Source organism: Methanobrevibacter arboriphilus (assembly GCF_019669925.1).
GTDB lineage: Archaea > Methanobacteriota > Methanobacteria > Methanobacteriales > Methanobacteriaceae > Methanobinarius > Methanobinarius arboriphilus_A.
Window position 1 is genome coordinate 882,183 of sequence record NZ_AP019779.1, and the last position, 24,696, is coordinate 906,878.

Annotated in this window: 23 protein-coding genes; 10 read left to right on the top strand and 13 right to left on the bottom strand. The window is 23.4% G+C overall.

What is annotated here, in order from left to right; genetic code table 11:
• Window positions 1-115: 115 nt before the first annotated feature.
• Together fwdF and MarbSA_RS03895 are read right to left on the bottom strand one after the other, a co-directional pair.
• Window positions 116-1,129, bottom strand: coding sequence for a tungsten-dependent formylmethanofuran dehydrogenase subunit FwdF (gene fwdF, locus MarbSA_RS03890; RefSeq protein WP_054835467.1), 1,014 nt, complete (start codon window positions 1,127-1,129; stop codon window positions 116-118).
• A gap of 12 nt (window positions 1,130-1,141) precedes the next feature.
• Window positions 1,142-1,333 (bottom strand): ATP-binding protein, encoded by a 192-nt coding sequence (locus MarbSA_RS03895; RefSeq protein ID WP_042701808.1) that lies wholly within the window; start codon window positions 1,331-1,333, stop codon window positions 1,142-1,144.
• Between the two features lie 648 nt (window positions 1,334-1,981).
• On the opposite strand from MarbSA_RS03895, the gene MarbSA_RS03900 reads away from it, so the two are divergent.
• Window positions 1,982-2,230 (top strand): DUF5654 family protein, encoded by a 249-nt coding sequence (locus MarbSA_RS03900; RefSeq protein WP_054835864.1) that lies wholly within the window; start codon window positions 1,982-1,984, stop codon window positions 2,228-2,230.
• 218 nt (window positions 2,231-2,448) lie between these two features.
• Here MarbSA_RS03900 and MarbSA_RS03905 read toward each other — a convergent pair whose 3' ends face one another.
• On the bottom strand, window positions 2,449-3,012 hold the full coding sequence (locus MarbSA_RS03905) for a GNAT family N-acetyltransferase (RefSeq protein WP_231624315.1): 564 nt from the start codon (window positions 3,010-3,012) through the stop codon (window positions 2,449-2,451).
• Window positions 3,013-3,596: 584 nt separating this feature from the next.
• Between MarbSA_RS03905 and MarbSA_RS03910 the strand changes: the two genes are divergently transcribed.
• Both MarbSA_RS03910 and MarbSA_RS03915 read left to right on the top strand, forming a co-directional pair.
• Entirely contained in the window at window positions 3,597-4,418 is an 822-nt protein-coding gene (locus tag MarbSA_RS03910) for a nicotianamine synthase family protein (protein WP_221061897.1), read from the top strand.
• A gap of 292 nt (window positions 4,419-4,710) precedes the next feature.
• A complete protein-coding gene (locus MarbSA_RS03915) occupies window positions 4,711-5,322 on the top strand; it encodes a TMEM175 family protein (protein ID WP_221061898.1) in 612 nt (203 codons plus the stop codon).
• 277 nt (window positions 5,323-5,599) lie between these two features.
• Here the strand turns inward: MarbSA_RS03915 and MarbSA_RS03920 are convergent, their stop codons facing one another.
• Window positions 5,600-6,529 (bottom strand): peptidoglycan-binding domain-containing protein, encoded by a 930-nt coding sequence (locus tag MarbSA_RS03920; RefSeq protein WP_052332067.1) that lies wholly within the window; start codon window positions 6,527-6,529, stop codon window positions 5,600-5,602.
• A 1,055-nt stretch (window positions 6,530-7,584) separates the two neighbouring features.
• Here MarbSA_RS03920 and MarbSA_RS03925 point away from each other — a divergent pair.
• The 3 genes from MarbSA_RS03925 to MarbSA_RS03935 all read left to right on the top strand — a co-directional run bounded on the left by MarbSA_RS03925 (window position 7,585) and on the right by MarbSA_RS03935 (window position 11,144).
• Entirely contained in the window at window positions 7,585-9,966 is a 2,382-nt protein-coding gene (locus MarbSA_RS03925; RefSeq protein WP_221061899.1) for a glycosyltransferase, read from the top strand.
• Window positions 9,967-10,127: 161 nt separating this feature from the next.
• Complete coding sequence (locus MarbSA_RS03930; RefSeq protein WP_042701820.1) at window positions 10,128-10,469, top strand: zinc ribbon domain-containing protein; 342 nt, start codon at window positions 10,128-10,130, stop codon at window positions 10,467-10,469.
• A gap of 174 nt (window positions 10,470-10,643) precedes the next feature.
• The gene (locus tag MarbSA_RS03935) at window positions 10,644-11,144 is read left to right on the top strand and encodes a DUF6790 family protein (protein WP_221061900.1); all 501 of its coding nucleotides are present in this window, start codon (window positions 10,644-10,646) and stop codon (window positions 11,142-11,144) included.
• A gap of 326 nt (window positions 11,145-11,470) precedes the next feature.
• Here the strand turns inward: MarbSA_RS03935 and MarbSA_RS03940 are convergent, their stop codons facing one another.
• Both MarbSA_RS03940 and MarbSA_RS03945 read right to left on the bottom strand, forming a co-directional pair.
• Window positions 11,471-12,220, bottom strand: a complete 750-nt coding sequence (locus tag MarbSA_RS03940) for an ATP-binding cassette domain-containing protein (protein ID WP_221061901.1) — start codon at window positions 12,218-12,220, stop codon at window positions 11,471-11,473.
• Between the two features lie 69 nt (window positions 12,221-12,289).
• Window positions 12,290-13,879 carry an ABC transporter permease/substrate-binding protein gene (locus tag MarbSA_RS03945; RefSeq protein WP_244987887.1) on the bottom strand — a complete coding sequence of 530 codons (1,590 nt, stop codon included), beginning with the start codon at window positions 13,877-13,879 and terminating at the stop codon, window positions 12,290-12,292.
• 296 nt (window positions 13,880-14,175) lie between these two features.
• Between MarbSA_RS03945 and MarbSA_RS03950 the strand changes: the two genes are divergently transcribed.
• The gene (locus MarbSA_RS03950) at window positions 14,176-14,898 is read left to right on the top strand and encodes a tyrosine-protein phosphatase (RefSeq protein ID WP_042701833.1); all 723 of its coding nucleotides are present in this window, start codon (window positions 14,176-14,178) and stop codon (window positions 14,896-14,898) included.
• Window positions 14,899-16,017: 1,119 nt separating this feature from the next.
• A complete protein-coding gene (locus MarbSA_RS03955; protein WP_221061902.1) occupies window positions 16,018-16,803 on the top strand; it encodes an alpha/beta family hydrolase in 786 nt (261 codons plus the stop codon).
• On the opposite strand, the gene MarbSA_RS03960 is transcribed toward MarbSA_RS03955, so the two are convergent.
• Both MarbSA_RS03960 and MarbSA_RS03965 read right to left on the bottom strand, forming a co-directional pair.
• Window positions 16,796-17,092: a hypothetical protein gene (locus MarbSA_RS03960; RefSeq protein WP_054834957.1), complete on the bottom strand. Its 297-nt coding sequence runs from the start codon at window positions 17,090-17,092 to the stop codon at window positions 16,796-16,798. The two genes, MarbSA_RS03955 and MarbSA_RS03960, sit on opposite strands and share 8 nt — an antisense overlap.
• A 45-nt stretch (window positions 17,093-17,137) precedes the next feature.
• Entirely contained in the window at window positions 17,138-17,791 is a 654-nt protein-coding gene (locus MarbSA_RS03965) for a hypothetical protein (RefSeq protein ID WP_244987888.1), read from the bottom strand.
• A 118-nt stretch (window positions 17,792-17,909) separates the two neighbouring features.
• Between MarbSA_RS03965 and MarbSA_RS03970 the strand changes: the two genes are divergently transcribed.
• Window positions 17,910-18,761: a carbon-nitrogen hydrolase family protein gene (locus MarbSA_RS03970; RefSeq protein WP_221061903.1), complete on the top strand. Its 852-nt coding sequence runs from the start codon at window positions 17,910-17,912 to the stop codon at window positions 18,759-18,761.
• Between the two features lie 471 nt (window positions 18,762-19,232).
• Here the strand turns inward: MarbSA_RS03970 and MarbSA_RS03975 are convergent, their stop codons facing one another.
• Window positions 19,233-20,768 carry a CARDB domain-containing protein gene (locus tag MarbSA_RS03975; RefSeq protein WP_221061904.1) on the bottom strand — a complete coding sequence of 512 codons (1,536 nt, stop codon included), beginning with the start codon at window positions 20,766-20,768 and terminating at the stop codon, window positions 19,233-19,235.
• Window positions 20,769-21,173: 405 nt separating this feature from the next.
• Between MarbSA_RS03975 and MarbSA_RS03980 the strand changes: the two genes are divergently transcribed.
• Window positions 21,174-21,659, top strand: coding sequence for a pyridoxamine 5'-phosphate oxidase family protein (locus MarbSA_RS03980; RefSeq protein ID WP_042701885.1), 486 nt, complete (start codon window positions 21,174-21,176; stop codon window positions 21,657-21,659).
• Window positions 21,660-21,767: 108 nt separating this feature from the next.
• Here the strand turns inward: MarbSA_RS03980 and MarbSA_RS03985 are convergent, their stop codons facing one another.
• The 4 genes from MarbSA_RS03985 to MarbSA_RS04000 form a co-directional block, all read right to left on the bottom strand.
• Window positions 21,768-22,424 carry a hypothetical protein gene (locus MarbSA_RS03985; RefSeq protein ID WP_054835761.1) on the bottom strand — a complete coding sequence of 219 codons (657 nt, stop codon included), beginning with the start codon at window positions 22,422-22,424 and terminating at the stop codon, window positions 21,768-21,770.
• A 351-nt stretch (window positions 22,425-22,775) separates the two neighbouring features.
• Entirely contained in the window at window positions 22,776-23,384 is a 609-nt protein-coding gene (locus tag MarbSA_RS03990) for a HEAT repeat domain-containing protein (RefSeq protein WP_080460496.1), read from the bottom strand.
• Window positions 23,385-23,656: 272 nt separating this feature from the next.
• Window positions 23,657-23,866 carry a hypothetical protein gene (locus MarbSA_RS03995; protein WP_054835836.1) on the bottom strand — a complete coding sequence of 70 codons (210 nt, stop codon included), beginning with the start codon at window positions 23,864-23,866 and terminating at the stop codon, window positions 23,657-23,659.
• A gap of 158 nt (window positions 23,867-24,024) precedes the next feature.
• Window positions 24,025-24,690, bottom strand: coding sequence for a hypothetical protein (locus MarbSA_RS04000; protein WP_221061905.1), 666 nt, complete (start codon window positions 24,688-24,690; stop codon window positions 24,025-24,027).
• Window positions 24,691-24,696: the final 6 nt, after the last annotated feature.

The following is a 24,696-nucleotide window of genomic DNA, read 5'->3' on the forward strand; positions in this document are numbered from 1 at the left end:
AAAATATTAAAAATTATTAGAAATATTAAAAGTTATTAAAAAATATTAAAAATGGAAAAATATTAAAAACTATTAAAAGTTGTTGAAAAATATTGAAACTTAAAAATAAACAATATTAATCAATTAAACTTCCAAGAATATTTTGCCATGATTTAGATTTAATATTGGATAATTCCATACTAGTTCTATCTACAGATAATATTTTTTGAGGACAAGCCTTTTCACATGCACCACAAAGAACACAAACATCATCATTAACAGTCATGTGATTATCAGCTAATGTTATTGCATTACATGGGCAGACATCTAAACATGCATGACATGCTTCACCAGTACAAAGTTTATCTTCTTCCTCATTTTCTTGAAGTAATACTTCTCCTTTAAAAGGTTTTAATGTATGAGCTGCATTTGAAGGACATATATTTTCACACCAACTACAATTTACACAAGAAATCTCATCTAATACTACATTTCCTGTAATTTCAACTGGAGGTATATTTTCACTATCCATACAAGTGGTACATACTGCTTTAATTGCATCTTCTGGACAGACTTTCTGACATATTTTACAATACATACATTTTTCAGGATCTATATCAATATCAGATGCATTAAATCTCCCAATATTTGAACTTGAATCAGTTTTTATTGTTATAGCATCAGCAGGACACATTTCTTCACAAATATGACAAGCTATACAATTATCCACCTCGGTTTTTATCTCACCAGATACAAGATTTTTTGCCTTTGGCAGATCTCTTCTTACAAGAATTGCATCTCTTGGACAGTATAATTCACATTTTCCACAAAGAATACAATCTTCTTGATCAATATTTGTCCCATGACTCCATTTTGGATATTCTTTCATATTTTTTGCAGCAAGGTTATTAATTTTAAACTCCATAGCATTAAAAGGGCATGCAAAAGAACATAACCCGCAAACAACGCATTTATGTTCATCCATTCGGATATAATCCATATCTACTATCCCTCTAGCTATAGGCAAAATTGGACCAAGATTTAAAGCATTAGTTGGACATATATCAGAACATATCCCACACCCAACACAAACATCATTGTGATGAATAACTTCCCTATTATCTTGTCCTTCACGGTGAGCTGAAGCCATTATATCACCAATTTATGCTTTGCTAATAGCTTGATTAGGACAATTTGCAATACAAAGATCACAATCATCACAATTTTCATCAATAACTTTTAAATTACCATTATCATCAATTAAAGCTTGTTGTTCACATAATTTTATACATAATCCATCACCAGGACAATTATCTATATTTCCACATTTTTCAGAATCAATTTTAACAGTCATCATATCACCTCGATTATTAATTATACTATTTGCGATATGAATATATAAACATAACGATTTTAATTAAGCATTGAAATTTAACAGATTTAATTTTATGAAAAATTTTATAATAAATAAAAAATAGTAAAAATCTTTAAGAAGGAAGATAGAAAGTTAAATGATCTTTGATATTGGTATAAATTATTTTTTCTTCCTTCTAATGTCATTAGCTATAAAAAATAAATTATATATTCAATTGTAATTTTAATGCAAATCATAGGTTTAGTAAAAATATATTCTATAAATCATAGCAAATGACAAGTTATAATATTATAACACTTGTTATATAAAATTTTTGTAACAATTATTTGTTTACAATAAAATAGATATTTCAAATATAATAGATATTTCCAAAGTAATAAATATTTTCAATATAATAAATATTTATAATATAATAGATTTTATATTGATTTTTATAATTCTATATAATCTTTATAATAAATATAAAAATCTAAAAACAACAAGAACATAATGTGAAAAAATGTAAAATAGCTACCATATTAAATAATATAAATAATATTTATATCTAAAATGACCTAACAATCAAATTAAGAGTTAAATAGAAATATTAATTAATATTGAATGAATAATATATAAGTGGTGATAAATATGGGAGATAGTATGAAAGTTCAAACATTAAAAACATTAGCCACATTGATGACAACTGCTTTTGCATTTGTTGCAGGTTTAGCATGGAATGGTGCTATACAAGCTGTAATAAATGAGTTTTTAAAAGCAGGGTCTGCGACAATTGGATTAATTATATATGCAGTTATAGTGACAATAATAGCTGTAATTGTTACAATAATAATTGGAAGATCCTTAGGAAAGTTAGGAATAGAATTAGATGAAGAATAATCTTTAAAAAAGTATTATTCTTTATTTATTATTAATTTTAATTATTAAATTAAAATTTAACCTAAAATTATTATTTTTAATTATATTGTTTATTTTAGTAGTTATTTTAGTGTTTATTTTAGTATTTATTCTAGTTTTAAAAAGTAAATCTTTTTAAATTTTAATAAAACTTAATTAATTATTATTTTTCAAAATAAAGATAAGAATGAAGCTATAATCTAAATATAAGCTATAGAATCTTTAATATTAAAATCAATATTCCCTAAAACACTATTAATATTCTTTTCCATATGTACAGTTTGAAGATGATTATCGGTATCAAGAGTAATATTATAATCTAAAGATTTCCAAAATTCTAATGCTCCATCGACATTTTTATGAGTATGGAGATATATTTTTTTATAGTTACTATTTTTTGAGAATTTTTCTGCTTCATTAACAAGTGCAGAAGCTATTCCTAATCTACGATAATTTTCATCTACAAAAGCTCTCCATATACTTGCAGTAGAATCCCTACAATAAAGATTATTAAATTGTTCAAACTCCCTATCATACTCTCTAATAGCTAATGTACCAATAATATTCTCATCTTTATCCTGTGCAATGAAAAAACTATTTCGTTTATTATTTAAATAGACTTCCTCCAAATTTTTTATATCTCCATGATATTTTGGTATGTAGCCATAACCATATTCCCTTTTAATCATTTTAAAAAGAAATTTTTTAGTTTTCAATGGGAAAATTCCATCATTATCCAAAGTTCTAATTTTATAATATTTCAAAATTACACCAACACAATAAAAATATTAGAATATGAACAGTTATTAAGTAGTATAAAAGATTATTACTTATAAAAAATATTACTTGGCTTTATAAGTAAAATAATATTATCTGCAAATATAATTATAAAAGTATTAAATGGAAGAATTACTTGTAAAAAGTATTACTTTTTATAAGTTTATATCCAATTAAATAATACTCAAACCATTTATTGCAAGAAGTATTACTTTTTAAGCCTAAAAATACGAAATTGTAATACTTAAGAGAGTTATTTTAAAATTAAGAATATATTATCAAATTAATTATATATATCTTGTTATTAAATATAGAATATAAAATAATAATTGAGATATAAAATGAAAATATAATACATAAAATAAATCTAATGATAAATGAAAATTAAAATGAAAATAATAATAAAATATACAAAGAATTATACTATTAAAAATAATTAAAAAAATAGCTAATTAAAAAACATAGATAAAAAATTGTATTTTCAATAAAACAAATGAAGATGAAATATTAATTCCATTATCAAAGAGAACACCTAGTCAAAGAATAAAAAAGGATAAAAAAGGATGATAAAATGAGCTGTTATAAATATTGGGGCAAAATAGAAGAAATAGCTACTGCATTGGAAGACTATGGAGATATTGATAAATACGGAGATTCTAAACTTGATAGTATTAAACTAGAAAACATTTTAAAACTATTAGATGAAGTTGAAATAATTGCTCATGATAATATAATTGATTTCGACTCAGCAAAGCATATTCTAGATGATCCAAAAATGAATAAAGCTTTACAGCTAATAAGAAAATTTTATGTCTATACTGGATCAAGATTAGAAACTGAAAATGCAAAAAAGATTTTAGAATCAGAAAATCCTGAAAAAACTCTTGAATCATTCACATTCTTTGATAGATACAAAGGTTTGATTAAAAATGAAAGTCAACTTGTCAAATTTGATGAAAATAAAAAAATAGTCTTTATTGGAAGTGGTCCCTTACCTTTAACACTTATCATGTTTAATAAAATTTTTAAATCAAAATGTATTGGGATTGAAATGGATGAAGAGATAGCTAATTTATCTCGTAAAGTATTAAAGAAAATAAATATGGAAGAAAAAATTGAAATAATTGTTGGTGATGAAAAGACAATACAAAATATCGATTATGATATTATTATGGTTGCAGCTCTTGCTGAACCAAAAGAAAGAGTATTTGCAAATGTTTGGGAGCTGATTAATGAGAAAACACCTGTTCTATATAGAACATATACTGGTATGAGGGCAATATTATATTCTCCTGTAACTGAAAAAGAAACTAGAGGGTTCCATAAAGAAGTAATGATACTTCCAACAGGAAATATAAACAACACATCAGTTCTAATAAGAAAAATAGTTTGATAATAAATACTGAAAAATAAAAAACTTCAAGTATTTAAATAATTATTTAGTATTAGATTAACATATAAATAATTATATGAATATTTTAATTATATACAAAAATTAAATCATTACCAATTAAATATTAATAAAACTATATAGAATAATATAGTTTCTAGAATTATAATATAAAAGTATAATTTATGAGGTATTAAAACTTATATAAATTATTTATAGTAAGTTATTATAGAAATTTATATAGAAAAATACAATTTTTTAATAAAATATTATAAATAATAAATGGAATGATTTAATGACTATTGTTGATCCAAGATTAAGTAAAAATAGGCTTTCAGCATTAATGGACGGAATATTTGCCATTGCAATGACTATATTAATTCTTGGAGTAACACCACCATCCAATGTAGGGAATATAACACAACCACAAGTTATAAATTACCTAATAAGCATAATCCCCGAATATATAAGTTTTATAATAAGCTTTTTAATTATAAGCATATTATGGTTAAATTCCCATGCTCAATTTAAATACATAACTAATATAAATAGTAGCTATTTATGGCTTAGTATATATGAATTAATAGCTATTGTTAGTATTCCTTTAACAACAGCAATTTTTACAAGCTATGGAAACTTTACAGTAGGAACAATCCCATTTAACATTAATCTATTAGTTATTGGAATTATAAACATTACTAAATGGAATCATCTAGTTAAAAATAATCTATTAATTCCAGATATATCTAAAGAAGAAATTGATACCATATCTAAAAGTAAAAAAAGCTTTATAATCATCCCTATAATAAGTATGATTGTTTCTGTTTTCATACCACTTTATTGTGGACTTGTATATTTCTTAATTTTTATACAAACACGTTTGAATAATAAATTTAAAAAAATATAAAAGAATAGGTTATAATGTAAAATTAAATTATAATGTAAATTATATGATGATCAAATTATTATAAACTATATCATAAATTAATTATCATTATAAATTTCATTATAAACTATCTTTATTAAACAATTTTTATTATAAACTATCTGTTTATAGTTAATTCTTTTATAATTAATAATATTTTTAATAATTAAAATATAATAAAAAAAAGTTCAAATCATATGAACATTATTAAATTATATTAAATATATTAAATTATATTATATTACTCGATTAATTAGAATTATGCTCTAATTAATGTAGCTCTAGATCCATATGCTTTATCTTTACCAGAACTTCCACAATAATCAGCATCACAGTATTTACAAGTTAATTCTTTCTCATAAACGCCTTTTGGATTTATTACTAATCCTCCATACTTTCCACATAAAGGACAGTAGTTTTCCCAAGTATTTGTAGTCCATTTATAAGGAAGTCCAGTTCCACCAGCACTTGGTAATGATGTGATAGTTATTGTATTTTTAGTTGTTGTATTTTTTGAAGATTCATAACTGTCTGTTGAAGATTTATGATTATTTGAAGATTTTTTAGACTCATCATAGGAATTATCTAAATTTTTAGACTTATTATCAGAAATATTTGATTTTTTAGATTTTTCAGTGTTAATATTAGACTTTTCAGATTTTACTGAATCACTAGAAGATTTCTTTAAAGAAGAATCTTTAGAAACTGATTTATCACTAGATTTTTTATCATTAGATTTAAGATTTTTAGAATCACTAGTCATTTTTTTAGAACTATCTACTACATTAGAATCATAATTTTTATTATAATTTTTTAAATAACCTAATTTTTTTAAATAAGAAGATGTTACTTCATCAACAATTCCATTAGTCTTTAAACCATTTTCAGCTTGAAATATTTCTACTGCTTTTTTAGTATAAGGACCAAAATCACCATCAATTTTTCCAATGTAAAATCCACCAGAATAAAGGGCTTTTTGAAGTGAAACAACATTTTCACCACTATCACCAAACTTTAACGTATGATCAATAGTTTTTGAATTATTTGAAACTTTATCATCGGAGATAGAAGTTCCATTTTTAGTATTTGGCATTTCTTGAGTAGCTGAAACAGATACTATGGAAAATGCTACACAGATAATAAATACTGCGTAATATATTTTATTTAAATTAATATTTTCCGCCTCCACTATCTAGAAATTTTTCTTATAAAAGTCAATTTCTAGAGAAAGTAATATTGAACAAACTCATATATAAATATTTGGGCATAAAATCTAAAAATAAGAATCTTGAAATCTTTTTAAATGAAAAAAAAGAAATTAAAAAGGTTTCAAATTAATGATCATTGGAATTAAGAGAACTACCAATATCATAATAAGAAGTATGAATATACTAACTCGTCTAATAAAATAAAAAAATTTAATATAATATTTAGAAGATTTAAAATGGTTTATATAGATATTTAAGAATTATAATAAATTTAAATCTGAAAAAAACGGCAAAATAAAGAAAAAACTTGAAAATAAAATAAAATAAAGAAAAGATTAAAAAAATAAGAGATAAAAATAAGAGATAATTAATATTTAATATTAAGTATTTAATATTTAATATATTTAAAAATTTTAATTAGTATTGTTCATATTTAAAGGTCAATTTAATAATGTTTAAAATTTATTAAATAGTTCTTATTATTACACAAAAAAGTATTAATTCATTATTAATCGTCCAAAGATATATATTATTATTATAAAGTACTAGAAACCCAAAACATTATATACTTTAACATATAATTTAATAATACAAAAAAAATATATAGTTTATTTTTATTTGATTATAAAAATCATATATATGAAAATAAATTTTATAGATTATTTAAGGAAAAAGTACAATAATATTAATATAATAATATTTTTACAACAATATACAAATTAATATACAAATTCTTATCAATTGTTTATTCAACAATTGTTTATTTATCAATTGTTCAATGATTTAATAGATTGCTTATATGTTTTTACTTTTTTTATTTAATATAGCTATAACTATTTGAAATATTAATTAATATTTTATTTAACTTATTAAAATAGCATACGATATTTAATATTTATTTAACTTGAATAATTGTATGAATAATTACATAATAAGGCTTATTATTGTTAATTAACTTAAATAAAGGGAATTATGTAAAGATATTATAAATAATTAATAATATTTTTATAATTTCGACATTAAAAGGGGGGAGAATATGTCTAAAAATATTCTTATTGTCGAAGATGATAAATTTACTGGAATTGATTTAAAAAATAAACTTGAATCTTTAAATTACAAAGTAATAGATATTGTTCCTACAGGAGAAGAAGGAATTAATATCGCTATAGAAAAAAGACCAGATTTAATTTTAATAGATCTTGTTTTAAAAGGAAATGATAGTGGAATTGAAGTATCTAAAAAAATATTAGCATTAGATCTACCAGTCTTATTCATAGCAAGTATAGATGACCTAAATTCCAATACTAATGATGAAAAATTCAAAGAAAATATCGACCTAGGATCAGGTTTTATTTTAAAACCAATAGAGATTGAAAAACTTAATAGATCTGTTAAAATAGCTATAAACAATAATAAAATTGAAACAGAAAAATTAAATCTTGCTATGGGAGTAGTGGGAAATAATGATTCTAGATACTCTGATAAAACAGATGAAAATTCACACTTAAATTTAAAAGCAAAAAAAAGTTATTATCAAAGGAAAAAGAATGAAAATTCTAAAGATTCTTCTAAAAACTCTGAAAAAAATGAAAAAATAGCTTCAATCAATAAAAAAAATATTTTAATTGTAGAAGATGAATCTGTCTCTTTAGATATCAAACAAAAACTTGAAAATATAGGGTATAATGTAATTGATACCGAGGATACTGGGAAAAAAGCTATAAAAAAAGCTAAAAAACTTCATCCAGACCTTATTATTATGAGTATTGAGTTAAAAGGAGATATGGATGGTATAGAAACTTCTAAGAAACTTGAAAAATTAGATATACCTATAATATATTTAGTCAATGATGATGAAAAAGAAAATATAAAAAATGCTATAATAACATATCCTTATGGGTTTATTTCAAAGCCTTATAATGATTCTGAATTAAAACATACAGTAAATATAGCACTTAAAAAACACGCCCATAACTTAAATAAAATTAAAAAAATAGAAGATGATGTTAAAGAAAAAAATAAAGAGCTTCTAATAGAAAAAATATGTGTTATTGGTATGCTTGGAATTTCTTCCATACTTATACTTTATTCATTTTTATATCTTAATTTTACAGTGCTACAATGGGTTTTATTTGTACCCTCTGCTATTACAATATTTTTAGCAGTTATGAGTTTATTTAAGCAAGATAAAGTTACACCTTATGAGGTTCCACCTTTTGTTACTATGATGGTTCCAGCTCATAATGAAGAACATACAATTGCAGATTGTGTTAGATCACTTGCAAATGTTGATTATTTCTACAAAGGAAAAAGAAATTTTGAGCTTATTGTTATTAATGATGGATCAGAAGATAGAACCGGAGAAGTTCTTAATGAATTAAAAAAAGAATTCAATCATTTAAAAGTAATTACAAGAGTACCTCCAAGATCAGGAAAAGGAAAAGGATTTGTACTAAATGATGGTTTAGAAATATCTAAAGGAGAAGCTATAGCTGTTTTTGATGCTGATGCTCGTGTAGATCCAGATTTCCTCACTAAAATCATACCTTATTTAAATGATGAAAAAGTTCAAGGTGTTCAATCTCGTATAAAGATGTATAACAAAAATGAAAATTTTCTTACAGCTATGCAGCATATTGAACTTGCTGTATTTGGAAACATTGTTAGAGCAAAAGATGTTTTAGGTAAAGCTGGTTTTTTAGGTGGAAATGGACAAATAGTTAAAAAAGAAGCAATCTATAATATTGGAGGATGGGATGGATTTGCTATAACAGAAGATCTAAACTTAAGTATTAGATTAATGATAGATAGATTTGCAATCAGATATTGTGGAGAAGCTTGTGTTTATCAAGAAGCAGTACCAAATTGGAAGCAATTATTTAGACAAAGAACTCGATGGGCAATTGGAAACTTTGAAACACTATTTATATACACTCCAAAAATAATAAAATCTAAAATTCCAGTTTTTAGAACATTTGGAATCATAGAACATGTGGCATTTTACGGTTTAAACTTATTTATATTCTTTGGTTTTATTGTTCTTGGGTTAAATATCATTTCATATTTCTATTTAAATGACTTTATAATAAAGATGAATGCGCCTTTAATTATAGGAATGGTTTCTGCATTTGGATTTTTCCCAGGCGTAATTGTGACTTTAAATCGAGATAATATTTCAATACCTCAAATATTTAAAGGTATTGTTGGATATTGGATTTATTCATTCCATCTTATTCCATTATTCTTTATTACCTGTTATCAAATGCTAACTAGAAAAGAAAGAACATGGGCAAAAACATTACATCTTGGTAAAGATGAAGATTTAAAATCAGAAAATATGAGTGAAATTAAAGGAGAAATGAAAAAGTTTAAAATTGGTAAAAATATGGAAGCTAAAGTTAATTATGATTCTAAATAAGCAAATTTAGAATCTTACTATTTTATTTATAAATTATTTCTTACTATATTATTTATAAATTATTATTTATAAATCCTAATTTTTTAATCATTTCTTATTTTTTAATTATTGCTTTACAAAAAATATTTTATAGTAATATAAACAATATATTTTTGATAAAAATGGTAAAAATATGTTCATATTGTGGTTGTGAAAATCAAGAAAGTTTTAACTTTTGTTCTAACTGTGGAAGACCATTAATCCTTAAAGAAGAAAAAAACTTAATTATAGATTATAAAAAATTAATCATTATTAGTTATGTTGTTACAATAATATTCAGCTGGGGAGGACTTGTCTTCAACTTATTATTTAATAGCTATGGATTTTTTGGTATTATAGGACTATTTTTACCATTTTATCTAATCCAATCCCAAAATAAGTCTGTTAAAAAACATGGTTATATACAAATAGCTCTTTCTCTAATTGGAATATTTTTATCAATAATATTAATATTTTATATTTGAATAAATACTTAATTCAAATAATATTTATTTTTAAACAAATATTTTAAATTTAGATATATATAAAAGACATATAGAGAATTTATCTCTTATTTAAGAAATTAAAATAAAGAATATCAATAAGTATTTAAACAAATCAAAACAAATACTCCATTATGTAACTAAGGAGGTATTCCTATGGAAATGGTTTACATATTTTGGATCATAACAATATTTGGGGCTTTAATACATTTATTTTTAAGTAAAAAAGAAAGAACTAAAAATAGAATTTTTGAAATATTCTTACTATGGTTTTTAGTAATAATGGTTGGTTTTGGGTCATTATTTGCTTTTTTTGGTCATGTTTTCATGGCAGATATGGTTGCTAAGATGATAGGGTGGCCTACTGGAAGTCCATTTCAGTTAGAAGTCGGAATTGCAAACTTGTCATATGGAATTTTGGGTATTCTATGTTGGAAATTAAGAGACAATTTTTGGACAGCAACAATAATAGCTATATCTATATTCTATTTAGGAGATGGTTATATCCACATTATGAATATAATTCAAGTAGGCAATATGGCTCCTGGAAATGCAGGTTTCGCATTATACAATGATATATTACTCCCAATAATACTAATAACACTTTTAATCGCATATAAATATACCTCAAAACATGCGAAAATAAACAATAGCTAAATAAAAAATAGCTAAAGACAATAAATAGAAAAAGGAATAAATAAAAAATGCATGGAAAATATTTTTCTCAAAAATGGATAATATCCTATTAATCTTATCCATTCTTTTTATTTTAATCCCTGAATTTCTTCAGCAAGATTTTTTTTGTTTTTAAAAAATTAGCTGGTTTTTTATATAAAGATACTTTTCATTCTAGGAAAATTTAAATATTCTATAAAACTTAAAAAGAGGTTGGAAGTCAGTTATATGAAATATCATAAAACTGAAAGCCATATTTCAATATTAATTAGTATAATTTTTATTTAAATTCTCTAACAATATTGTTTTTAGTATATTGGTTCAGTTAGTTGTTTCACAAAATCAGAAGAAGGACAATCCATAACATTTTTTGGAATGTCTAATTGTTCGATTGTTCCATTATTCATTATTAATGTTCTATCCCCTAGTGCAAGTGCTTCATTTATATCATGTGTTACAAAAACAATAGTGATTTGGGTTTTTTCATGTATTTTTTTTATTTCTTTTTGAAGTTGTTTTCTTGTTATTGCATCAACAGCTCCAAAAGATTCATCCATCAGCAATATTTTTGGAGAAGCTGCTAAAGCTCTTGCTATGCCTACTCTTTGTTGTTGTCCTCCAGATAATTCTTCAGGATAACGATCAATTAGATCGTGATCTAAATTGGTTATTTTCATCCATTTTTCAACATCATTTTCTATTTTATTCTTATTTTTTTTATTTATTAATTTTAGAACATATGAAATATTTTCTTTTACACTTAAATGAGGAAATAATGATGTTCCTTGAATGGAATAACCGATTTTTCTCCTTAAATTAACCATATCTTCTTTAGAGATATCTTTTCCATCTACAAAAATCTTTCCAGAGCTAGGTTTGACAAGACCATTGATCATTTTTAAAATAGTGGTCTTTCCACACCCAGAACTTCCAATTATTGTTAAAAATTCTTTTTCAAATATTTTAAGATTAAAATCATCGATTATTTTATTATCATCAAATGATTTAGATATATTTTGAAATTCAATGATTACTTTTTTATTATCAAGATCATCCATATTTTTCACACCTCAATAAATTTCAATAGTATACTCTTATTTATCAATATCATTCATTTTTCCAAATTATTAATCTACCAATTTTTTTTCTTTTAAAAATTCATGGGCAACATCTTTAGGATCTTTCTTTTCAACTTCTACTTGATAATTCATTTTAGCCATATCTTCATTACTAATAAGTCCTTCAAGCTTTAATAAAACCTCCCTTAATTCAGGATGTTCATTTAAGACTTCATTTCTTACTACATTTCCACATTCATATGATGGAAAGAATCCTAAATCATCTTTTAATATAGTTATATTTGAAGATATTAATCGACCATCAGTTGTGTATATTACTACTACATCTATTTTTTTGTCATTAATAGCATTATACTTTAATCCAACGTCCATATCTTTAGTATCTTTAAAATTGAAATTGTATTTTTCAGAAATTGCATCATATCCATCATTTCTTTCAAAAAAATCTGGTTCAGCACCAAAAGTTAAATCATTTGATACTTTTGCAAGATCAGAATAAGTTTTTAGATTATATTTATCTGCTATTTCTTTATTAACAGCTATACCATAAGTATTTTCAAATCCATACATTCCCACCCATGACATATTATATTTCTCATTATATTTTGATTTTAACTCGGAATTTTGCTCCTTAGTAAAAGTTCCACCTTCTTTTAAAACTTCCATCCATCCTGTTCCAGTATATTCTGGATATAAGTCAAAATCCCCTTTTTCCATTCCTGGATGAATTGTACTAACTCCTCCTGCAATACCAGTACTTAATTTAACATTAAGATCAGTCTTCTCTTCAATCAATTCCTTTAACATATAACCCAGTATATATTGTTCTGTATAAGGTTTACTAGCAATGTTTATTGTTTCAGAATTACTAGAACCATATAATATTCCCCCTCCTACTAAACCTATGATTAATATAATAGCTACTATTGCTACTGGTTTTTTATTATTTTCATTAATTTTATTTATTTTCTTTAATTTATTTACAAATTTAGAATCATTTTTACCATATTTCGTTATTTTTTCAATTTGGCCTAAAATAAAGTCTACTACGATAGCCAATATAGCTATTAAAATACTTCCTGCTATTGTCATAGCCATGTTATTGGTTGTTATTCCCCGGTAAATAGCTACACCTAATCCTCCAGCCCCTATAAATGCAGCTATACCAGCTAATGCTATAGTCATGACAGCCATTGTTCTAATACCAGCCATTATATGAGGCATTGCTAATGGAATTTTTATTTTATATAACATTTGGAATTTTGTACTTCCCATTCCTTTTGCTGCTTCTAAAATCCCTTTATCAATGTTAGTAATACCTGAATGAGTATTTTTAACCATAGGAAGTAAAGCATAAATTGTAAGAGCTATTATTGCACTAACATCCCCAATACCTGATATTGGAATTAATAATCCAAATAATGCTATTGAAGGTATGGTATAAACAAAGTTAACTACACTTAATATCCATTTATTTTTTTCATATTCACTAACAATAATTCCAATAATCATTCCCACAACAATTGCGATTAAAATAGAAATTAAAGAAAGTTGGATATGTTGAATTAGTAAATCCATGAAAAATTCATAATCTGAAATCAATAAAGAAAAACTCTCTTCTAATAAAATATTTAACAACCCCCACTGTTCATAATATTTTATAAATACCTATGTATTATTTATGCAGCATTATGTAAATATTTTATGATATTTTATTGATATTTTATTAACTATTTATTATTTTAGCCATTTAAAATATAACTATGAAAAATTAGAAAAAATAATTACAGAAACACTAAATAAAAATAATATTCATTGTGCCATTATCAATGATAAATAATTTCGAAACAATTAATAAAGAAAATATTTAAAATATTAATAAATAAATTATAGAATACTGGAAAAAATTATAATAATTAAAAAAGGTGAAAATTATGAAATATATACATATTCCATTAGAAGGAGCATATAATGTTAGAGAATTGGGAGGTTATTCTATAAACAATGGGATCACTTCTTTTAATAGTTTTTTAAGAGGAGATAGTCTTGAAGAAATCACTAATAATGATTTAAAGTTATTAGAAGAATATGGGATAAAAAATATACTGGATTTAAGAGGAGATATTGAAATAGGTGATGAAGTAAAAATAATAAGAGATAATTCAAACTTAGAATATAAACAAATTTCATTATTTGGTGATATTGAAAAGGCTGAATCTGAAGATATAACTAAAATGATTGTTGAAAATCCAGAAGAATTTTTAATAGAAGTATATATAGCTGCACTAAGTGAAGCAAAATCTGCAATGAAAGAAGTATTTAATCATATAGCAAAATGTGAAGGAGGGATACTTTTCCATTGTACTGATGGAAAAGACAGAACAGGAGTTATATCTGCACTTTTATTAGATTTAGCTGGTGTTAAAAAGTCAGACATTATAGCTAACTACCAAGTAACCCATACCTATATAAAAGAAAATCCAAAAGTAATAGAACAAGCAAAACAGTATTCTGAAGGACTAATCTATTCAAAACCAGAATATATTGGGAATTTATTAAAATATCTTGAAAAAAATTATAATAATGCAGAATCATATCTAGAAAACATTGGTGTAAGTAAAGAAAATATAGGAAAAATAAAAGAAAAATTAGTATAAAAAATTAAGGAATATCCAATAAAAACCAAATTATTAAAAAATAGAAAAAAGAAAAAAATAATAAAAAAGGAACATTTAATCTAAATTCCAGAAGTTTTTCTTTTTTAATATTTTAAATTATTTATACAGTTTTATTATCATATTATCCCATTATTTAGTAATTTTATTTGTTAATAAAGAAAATCTAAATCATTTTTAACACATAAGTGGTTAAATTCGGTTGTTAAGTCTTTAAAAAAATATATTATTTTTAATCTTTGTTTTATCCATTATTCAGAACTATACTTTTTTAATAGTTAATTATAGTTCTTTAAATAAATAATTTGGAGTTAAATGTTCATTAAAGGGTTTATGTCTGATTTTTGCTAAACATTATTTAAATGATTCTGCATTTAATGATTATATTTATTGTACAATTATTAACATTCCATTTAGATTAGATACACAGGTTAATCAGATTTGATCTCTTTATAATGGGATTTGGATTCACTTAGAAAAAAAGGACAAACGTCATTCATTTCTTTTAATCTTTAGATTTCTTCTGCATGGTGTTTCATTGTTAATCTATGACTAGTTTAGCTATTTAACATGATTATTCTTGTTGAGTTTTTTTTAAATTGATTTTGTTCTTTTTTTTCTTGTTTTAAATATTATTTTGATAATATTTACAGTTTTTGTAAATATTTAGAAATTTAATATATGAAAAACAATTAAAGCATATAACAATAATATTAATCATGAATCTAAAAAATTCAGAAAAAATAAAAATATATAACAACTAAAAAATGTAAAACTTCTAAAAAATAAAAAACAATTTAATAAAAAAAATAAGAAAAATAAACTAGCTTAAACCTTAAAATGTAATAAAAAATCTAGCGTCCTAAAAATATTTATTTTACATTTAACAAATTATTAATATATGTTATTAAAAATCTGATTTTAAATAGTAAAGTCATTTTTTTATAGAAAATCAAGAAAATAATCAATTGCTGAGTTTAATTTCAAAAAACTAATAACGCTTTTAGAAAAACAATTTATTTAGTTCTTATTCCAATAAATTGTTAGGGAGGCTTTATTTTTATTAATCATTTTCTTAATTATTTGATAGTTAGTGATAAGATGTCTAAAAAGATAAAAATGGTTAGTATTATTGCTGCAATTTTAGCTATTGTCGCAATCTCTAGTATTATTTATATTAATGATTATTATCGTCCAATGCCTTATGCAACTGAAATTTTAGCAAATAATAACAACTTAAGTAGTGATAATGTCTCTATAACTGAAACTGATAATTATATTTATTTTGAATATAAAGAAAAGGTTAATATCACTAATACGACTAATACATCCAATAAACAGATAAATACTAAAAAAGGTCTGATTTTTTACCCAGGTGGAAAAGTAGCATATGAATCTTATGTTCCTTTTGCAAAAAAACTCTCTGAAAGAGGTTATGATGTAGCTATTGTGAAAATGCCATTGAATTTAGCTATAATTGATACAAACAAAGCTAATATTATTATTGAAAAACATAATGATGTTGAATGGATTATTGGAGGTCATTCTTTAGGAGGGACAGCCGCCAGTATTTTTGTTCACAATAATCCTGAAAAAGCAAAAGGAATTGTGTTTTTAGCATCATACCCCAATGAAAATTTATCAAGCATTAATATAAAAGGACTTTCTATTGTTGGAACTAGAGATGGTGTTTTAGATAAGAAAAGTTTTGATGAATCTATTTCTAAGTTTCCAAAAAATACTACTTTTGAAATTATAAATGGGGGCAATCACGGCTATTTTGGATATTATGGATTTCAAGAAGGAGATAACAATGCTACCATTTCTAGAGAAAAACAAGAAGAAGAAACAGTCAATATCATTGATAAATTCTTAGAATCTATTTGATACAGATCCACATAACATTTAAAAAACAAAAGTAAATTATTGAAATAACAAAGTAAAATTGATAATTATTCACTTTTCTTTCATCTAGCTCTAAAATTCTTGGATTTCCTTTATCATCTATAAAAGGTTGTTGTTCTGCTCTTGCTTCTTTTATAAGTTGTGTGGGTGTTTTATCAAATAATTGATATATTTCCTTAAATACAATATTATATTCTTTTTCTCGTTGAAATGATAGGTTTCTTCTTTTTATTAGTTGTATTAATTTTGTATCTGTTTCTGTGAATTTCAATTTAATTACCTTTCTATCTTTTTAATAAAGAAAGAAAGAATAAAATTATTTATTTAGCTCTTTAAGCCTTTGGATTTCTTCTGCGTGGTGTTTCATTGTTAATCCATTGGCTGGTTTAGCTACAGTAACATGATGATCTTTTTCTAATTTATATATTAAAAATTTATCATTTTCAAGCTCAATAAAACCATTTGGATCTTCAAGTTCTAATCCCTCTATCTCATCAACGATATTTTTATATTCAAGTTCTTCATCAGCTATTATTTGAGCAATATCCATTCCTTGGAGTTCTGGATTTAATTGAATAGAAAGAGCAACAATACCATTAACTTCATTTTCACCAAGTTCAAACTTTGAATTTCTAATTTCATTAATATTAGATAAAACATGTACTTTTGTAACTTCAGTAGCTGGAATCTCATTAGAAGTTCCAATTAAGTTTATTTTATAGGTATTTTTCCATTTTCCTATTCTGTATATTGCATAATTTACATCGCTAAAAGAAATATTAATCTTCCCAAAATTTGGATCATTTTCATTAATTTCATTACTTGGTTTGATGTTATTCTTATTATTAGTTTTATTATTACCTATATCATTATATTTTTTATTATATTTTTTATTATCTTTATTATTATCTTTATTATTGTTTTCATTATTATTTTTTATATCATTCATATTACTTTTATTTCCTTCCATTTGAAAACCTCTAAATTATTTTAAATATTAATATATGAATATGAGATATGAATATTAAATATAAATATTAGATATTAATATATAATTTTAGTCATATAACTATTACTTAGGTGTGATTATGAAACTGAAAGTAGCTTTATGCCAGATGAATGTAGTTGATAATAAAGAAAAAAATATCAAAAAAGCTATTAGCATGATAAAAAAAGCTAAAAATGAAGGTTCGGATATAGCTATTTTACCGGAAATGTTTAATTGCCCTTATGAAAATGAAAAATTTAAAGAATATGCTGAATTTAGTGAAGATAGCTATACCTTAAAATCAATAGCTGAAACTAGTAAAAATGAGAATATTCATGTTTTAGCTGGTTCCATTCCTGAAAAAGAAATCAATACAAAAACAGGAAAAGAAAAAATTTATAATACTAGTTTTTTATTTGATGATACTGGTGAAATATTAGGTTATCATAGGAAGATGCATTTATTTGATATAGATGTTAAAGATAAGATTTACTTTAAAGAATCAGATACCTTGAATTCTGGAAATAGTGTTACGGTAATTGACACAAAATCAAAAATAGGTAAAATAGGAATAGGTATCTGTTATGATATTCGTTTTTTAGAACTTTCAAGAATCATGTCACTGAAAGGTGCAAAAATTTTAATATATCCTGGAGCTTTTAATTTAACCACTGGACCTGATCATTGGGAATTATTGTTTAGATCTCGTGCTCTTGATAATCAAGTTTTTACTATTGGTGTTTCACCATCACTTAATGAATTTAATAGTTATCATGCTTATGGCCATTCTATAGTTTGTAATCCTTGGGGAAAGATTGTTAAAAAAGCTAGTTATGAAGAAGAACTCTTAATATCTGAAATAGATCTTAAAGAAGTGGATAAAGTAAGAGAAGAGCTCCCTATTTTAAAAAATAGACGAAATGACATTTATGAGTTAAAAAACTTAGATTAAAAATAGATCATAAATGAGGTTAAAAATTAGTAGATTAGAAAATTAGGTTAAATCTAATTAAAATATATGATAATACTATTATTTATTCTATTATTTATTTTAAATTTAAGTTTTAAAAAAATTATCTATTAAAGAAGAAAAGAGAGTAGCTCTTAAACCTATAGCAAAGGTTTAGAAAATAAGTAGTTAAGATGACATATGAAAGAACTAATAACCTTTTTACTATAGTTTTAAGAACTTTTGTTGAGTGATATGATGTAATTTTTTGGAGGATTACACCACCAATTATAGTATTGTTTTTCATAGTATATAAATATTTAGGTATGCCTAAATTTTATATTGTGTAAATTATAAAATTATGAAAAAATTAAAAATTAAAAATATTATAATTTTTAAAATATTGTAATTTAAAATAGTATAACTTAAGAATGGTATAGCTTAAAAAATTAAAAGTTAAAAAGATTGAAAAAATCATCTATAAATAGCTATATTATTATTTTCAATTAATTCATTAACTTGATTCTTATAATCTACTTTAAATTTCTTCAATAACTTTAAATATTTCTTATTGAAAGTTAACTTTAGAACAGTACTAGAACCTTTTTTTAAAGATTTCATCTTTATTTTACTAATTAATTTACCCTTACTATAAACTCCAAGATAATTTTTATTTGATGTAATAATTCCAATGTTTTTAACCTTAATATAATACCTATTATTCTTTCTTACAATTTTAACTATTTTCAAATCAGGTTTATGAGTTTTTGCATTAGTATTTGAAACTTTTTTAGCTTTATATCCATAACTACTTACAGTAGAGTTAAATAATTTAATAGTTAAAGTGGAAACATTAGACATTAATTTAGTTGTTTTTGCAGGGGTGTTTTTTGTACTAAATTCTCCTAATAATTTCCCATTATTATAGACACTAATATTAAAAATAGGTAAATTTTCAATTCCTTTTTTAGATCCATCAGTGTTTAAAGCAAAATAAGTGTTATAATTTAAATTATCTCCTATTTTAAGAGTATTGTTAGCTACTGTTGGACTTATTAATAATTTATAATAATTATTAACATTAAATCCCCTATATAAGCTACTTATGTTATCATTAGTTCCCCAAAAATTAAAATCAGCATTAGTGCTTCCTGCATTATTAAAGATTGTGTTTCCATAATAATCATAATTATTATAAAAAGCACAGTAGTTAACAGTGAGATTACTTTCTTTATTAACTATAGCTCCACCATCTCTACCAATTAAACCATTAAATAATAACAAGTTGTTTCCAATGAATAGAGAATTTGTTATAAGCATGTATTTCCCACCATTTGTGTCAATTGCTCCTCCACCACTATAAGCTTTATTATTTATAAAAACAGAGTTGTTTATAATAACTTTTTCACCGAATCTATTGTTAATAGCTCCACCATACATATTTCCTGTGTTATTTGTAAAAGAACAGTCAAAAACAGTGAGATTTCCATTAATATTGAATATAGCTGCACCACGACCACCTTCAGAACAAGCTATATCACCATTACAGTTTGCAAAATTATTATTAAAAATACAGTTGATGAAAGTAGCATCCCCTGAGTTATAAATTGCAGCACCATTAGTATCTCGATAAGCATTAGTAAAAACAATATTTTCAAATCTAACAATTGAACCATTATTAATATTAATCAAATTATATAAATTTTGACCATCTATAATTGATTTATTAGTGATATTAGTGCCTTTTATAGTTAGATTCTTATTAATTGTAATATTATAATTACCTTCACCTTTATATACTCCACTAGAAAGAAGTATTGTTCCTTGAGGGCCAACACTATCAATAGCATTTGAAAGTGTCGCCTTAGAAGAGTTTTCAGACATTCCATTGTTTAAATCATTCCCATTTGGATTTACATGTATTAAATTAGATGGGGCAGCTGAGGCCACATTTAAACATGCAAATATTCCCAAAACAAAAATAACTATTAAAATATAGCTTCTATTCATTTTATCCCCTTAAATATAAATATTTAAATTATATATAACCATCTAGATTAAATATAACTAACTAAATCAGATATAATAATTAATTAAATAGTTAAATTAGATATTAAATTAAATATTAAATTAGATATAACTAGTTAAATTAACAAAATTATTTATATTATTTTTTATTATTATTCGATGTGAATTATTTATCATATAGGATATATTTAAATTATATTTTGTTTAATATAAAGTTTATTAAAATAAAGTTTATTAAAAATAATATTAAAACTACTAATAATCTAAATCTAATTAAAAACAAAAATTATTAAGAAATAAAACAAAATACATTTTAACTCATAATTTAGATATAAATTAGATATAAAATATTAATATAAATCTAAAATATAAATAAAGAGCTAAAATATGAACAGAACAGATAAAGAAGTAAAAAATATAGATAATATAATTAATATTATTAAAAAATGCGATATAATAAGAATCGGTCTATTTGATAATGAATACCCTTATATAATCCCTCTTAATTTTGGATATTATTATGATAAAAACAAGTCAGAATTAGAATTATATTTTCATGGAGCAAACACTGGTAAAAAATTAGATATTATTAAAAACAATAAAAAAGCAGGATTTGAAATGGATTGTTCTACAGAATTAATTAAAGGTAGTAATCCATGTAGATATACCATGAAATTTGAAAGTGTGTGTGGAAATGGAAAAATCAGCATATTGTCAGAAGAAGAGAAATTAAAAGGATTGAAATATATAATGAAACAATATTCAAGCAATAATTTTAGTAATGATGACTTCAAATCAAAAGTAGTTGAAAAAACAATAGTTTTTAAATTATCGGTTAATGAAATCACTGGAAAATCTTCAATTAAGAAATAAACCAAATAGCTTTAAAGTAAATAGCTTTAAACTAAATAGTGTTAAAGTAAACAACTCAATCTATTAAATGTCTTTTTTATAATTTTAAGTATTAATCATTATATTAAATTAAATACCACTTAGCTTTATTTTGCTTAAATAAACAGTACTATATTTTCTTGTAAATTCATTAACAGGTTTTGATAGAATAGCACCATGACAATTTTCTTTTAATTTATAAATAAGAAACATTTCATTATTTATTTCAATAAAATCAGATGGATTTTCTAATTTTAATTTATTCAATTCATTTTTAATATTATAATATTCTTTCTCTTCAGTATCTATTAATTCACCAACATCTTCATTTTGTAGTCCATTAAATCTAATAGCTAATCCAACCATTCCATTGATTCTAAATCCTTTGAAATTAAAATTATATTTTCTAATTTCATCAATTATATTTAATGATTGGTTTTTAGTTATATGAGTAGCAGGAATTTCATTATCTATCCCTAATAGATTTAATTTATATTTATTTCTCCATTCTCCTAATCTATAGACTGCATAACTATCATCATTGAAAAATACTAATTTATCATCATCTTCAGCATAAAATTTAGTGCATTTACATGATTTTCCACAATTGCCATTACAAGAACAAGTCGAATTACACTTACAACTTGAAATATTCTCATATTTATTTTTATTATTTAAATTAATCCCTTTATGATTATTTAAAATAGGATTAAAAATTCTATCAGAGTTTATACGTTTATTAATCATTTTTTAATCACCAGAAATCCCTAAAATTCAATTGAAATAAATTGAACTAAATATGATAAAAATATCTAGACAAAAATTTAGGCATGCCTAAATAAATTTAGGTATACCTAAATATTTATCATAGTAGTATATAAATATTGTGCAAAAATAATTGAAACAATGAAAATAATTAGAATAAAAAAAATAAAAAATTAACTGAAGCTAGAAAATATAGAAAAATAATTAAAACAGTTAAAACGGTCAAAATAATTAGAATAATTAAAATAATAAAATAAAAGACTAATAAAAACAATATAATAAAAGATTAATAAAAAATAATAAAAAACAATAAAAATAAGAAATTAAAAAGAATTATTTCTTTTTAATAGATTTTTCAATCTTTTTAATTGCTTTATTAGCTGCTTTTTTAAAGTCTTTGTCTTTTTCTTTTCTTCTAGCTTTTTTAATTGGAGTTATAGCTTCTTCAACTTCCATATCACCAAGAGCTCTTATAGCTGCAAGACGAACACCCCAATCCTCTTCTTCTAACATGATTTTTTCAATATCATCGATTTTACTAGTTACTTTTAACTCACCAAGAGACCTTACAGCAACTTTACGAACACCAAAATCTTCATCATTAATACTTTTAGAAAAGTAATCAATAGCTTTATCACTACCAGAAGCTTTTAAAGCAAAAGAAGCAAATCTTTTATACTCTCCTTCTTCATTATCTGCTACTTCAAGAAGCCTATCAACAGCTAAATCCCCTAATTCTCCATTTAAATTTCCAAGATTTTCAGCAGCTTTATGTCTTACAGGAGTATTTTCATCATTCAAAGCCATGATTAAAGGCTCTATTACTTTTTCATCTTCAACTCCCTCTAAACTATTAACTGCAAGTTTCCTCAACTCAACATCATCATCAGATAATTTGGATATAGCTTCATCCACAGATAACTTTTCTTGATCTTTAGTCATAATCTCACCACTAAACAATTGATAATTAAATAATAAATATATTTATAAAATTATATTTATAAAATATCTAAAAAATATTTGTAAAATATCTAAAGCGTATTATAAAGATATCTATAAAGATATATATAAAATAATAAGTATATAATTAAAAACTAAAAATATATAATCACAGTACAAATAATAATATAAAACTAAAAATATTTATTAATTTATACTATATTAATATATATTTATTAATCTAAGTGTCTAAATCAAAATTAAACTCATTTAAACTATTTTATTATTACAAAGATTATACTTTTTTTATATAAAGAAGCAGTAGATTTATAATTAGTATATGCTTTTTTAAATTTTTTATAATTATTTTTAGCACAGCCATGAAATTTGTTAGCAGAATTATAAGCTTTAATAGAAGAATTTAGCTTTTTCTTATTATTTTTACTTGAATTTTTATTATAATTTGATTTAACTTTAACATCCACTCAGTTATTAATAAAATTACAAATTGAAATAATAAAATCTCAAACCTTGAACAAGAATTGCACAACCAACTCCAATCGAATCATAGCATAATAAAGATATTCATAAAATTATAATAAAAACAAAAATATAAAGAAAAATGAGAGTACAGTATAAAATACTATATCAAAAAGGTTATTATAATAACTCTCAAAGCTATTAAAATAATAGACAATAGGACAGTTATTATTAACATTAATTTTAATCCTTTAATAGTTTTCATATCAATAGAAACAAATTTATCTATAATATCAGGGAATAATATGACAGTTTGAGAGATTAAACCTGAAAATAAAATTATTAACCCCGCATATAATGGTATTTCTGGAAAGTTCAGCATTGAAAACCCCCAAACAGTAGAGGAACCCCCTATTATCAAAGAAAGTAACCAATACCATATAGGGCAGTAGCCAGTACACTTTTCAAGCATATTACGAGGAGAGTGTCCTAATCCTGCATAACTGATTGTATTCTCATTAAAAGTGTTTTTACGGATCATCATAAATATTAAAGGATATAAAAACATAAATATAAAACCTATAAATACTGGGAGGTTATTAGTGTCAATAACTACTGGAAAATATAAACAAAAGAGAAAAATAATAAGTATTAAGGATAACAGTATATTTAAACCAAAATATGTATAACAATCCAAACTTTTACAGTTTCCCCTTTTAATTTTAACATTTAAAGTTTTTTCTATAAAAGATAGAATTTTATCTTCAAAATGATAAAAAACTACTCCAATAATCATTGCTAAAAAAACATATAACGCAATCGAACTCATATATTC

What these genes read in the sequence shown, in the direction of transcription:
- MarbSA_RS03970 (WP_221061903.1), top strand. Translation starts at nt 17,910, where the DNA reads ATGAAACTGAAAGTAGCTTTATGCCAGATGAATGTAGTTGATAATAAA.
- MarbSA_RS03955 (WP_221061902.1), top strand. Translation starts at nt 16,018, where the DNA reads ATGTCTAAAAAGATAAAAATGGTTAGTATTATTGCTGCAATTTTAGCT.
- MarbSA_RS03915 (WP_221061898.1), top strand. Translation starts at nt 4,711, where the DNA reads ATGACTATTGTTGATCCAAGATTAAGTAAAAATAGGCTTTCAGCATTA.
- MarbSA_RS03965 (WP_244987888.1), bottom strand. Translation starts at nt 17,791, where the DNA reads ATGGAAGGAAATAAAAGTAATATGAATGATATAAAAAATAATAATGAA.
- fwdF (WP_054835467.1), bottom strand. Translation starts at nt 1,129, where the DNA reads ATGGCTTCAGCTCACCGTGAAGGACAAGATAATAGGGAAGTTATTCAT.
- MarbSA_RS04000 (WP_221061905.1), bottom strand. Translation starts at nt 24,690, where the DNA reads ATGAGTTCGATTGCGTTATATGTTTTTTTAGCAATGATTATTGGAGTA.
- MarbSA_RS03940 (WP_221061901.1), bottom strand. Translation starts at nt 12,220, where the DNA reads ATGGATGATCTTGATAATAAAAAAGTAATCATTGAATTTCAAAATATA.
- MarbSA_RS03990 (WP_080460496.1), bottom strand. Translation starts at nt 23,384, where the DNA reads ATGACTAAAGATCAAGAAAAGTTATCTGTGGATGAAGCTATATCCAAA.
- MarbSA_RS03980 (WP_042701885.1), top strand. Translation starts at nt 21,174, where the DNA reads ATGAACAGAACAGATAAAGAAGTAAAAAATATAGATAATATAATTAAT.
- MarbSA_RS03910 (WP_221061897.1), top strand. Translation starts at nt 3,597, where the DNA reads ATGAGCTGTTATAAATATTGGGGCAAAATAGAAGAAATAGCTACTGCA.
- MarbSA_RS03895 (WP_042701808.1), bottom strand. Translation starts at nt 1,333, where the DNA reads ATGACTGTTAAAATTGATTCTGAAAAATGTGGAAATATAGATAATTGT.
- MarbSA_RS03930 (WP_042701820.1), top strand. Translation starts at nt 10,128, where the DNA reads ATGGTAAAAATATGTTCATATTGTGGTTGTGAAAATCAAGAAAGTTTT.
- MarbSA_RS03985 (WP_054835761.1), bottom strand. Translation starts at nt 22,424, where the DNA reads ATGATTAATAAACGTATAAACTCTGATAGAATTTTTAATCCTATTTTA.
- MarbSA_RS03935 (WP_221061900.1), top strand. Translation starts at nt 10,644, where the DNA reads ATGGAAATGGTTTACATATTTTGGATCATAACAATATTTGGGGCTTTA.
- MarbSA_RS03925 (WP_221061899.1), top strand. Translation starts at nt 7,585, where the DNA reads ATGTCTAAAAATATTCTTATTGTCGAAGATGATAAATTTACTGGAATT.
- MarbSA_RS03950 (WP_042701833.1), top strand. Translation starts at nt 14,176, where the DNA reads ATGAAATATATACATATTCCATTAGAAGGAGCATATAATGTTAGAGAA.
- MarbSA_RS03900 (WP_054835864.1), top strand. Translation starts at nt 1,982, where the DNA reads ATGGGAGATAGTATGAAAGTTCAAACATTAAAAACATTAGCCACATTG.
- MarbSA_RS03975 (WP_221061904.1), bottom strand. Translation starts at nt 20,768, where the DNA reads ATGAATAGAAGCTATATTTTAATAGTTATTTTTGTTTTGGGAATATTT.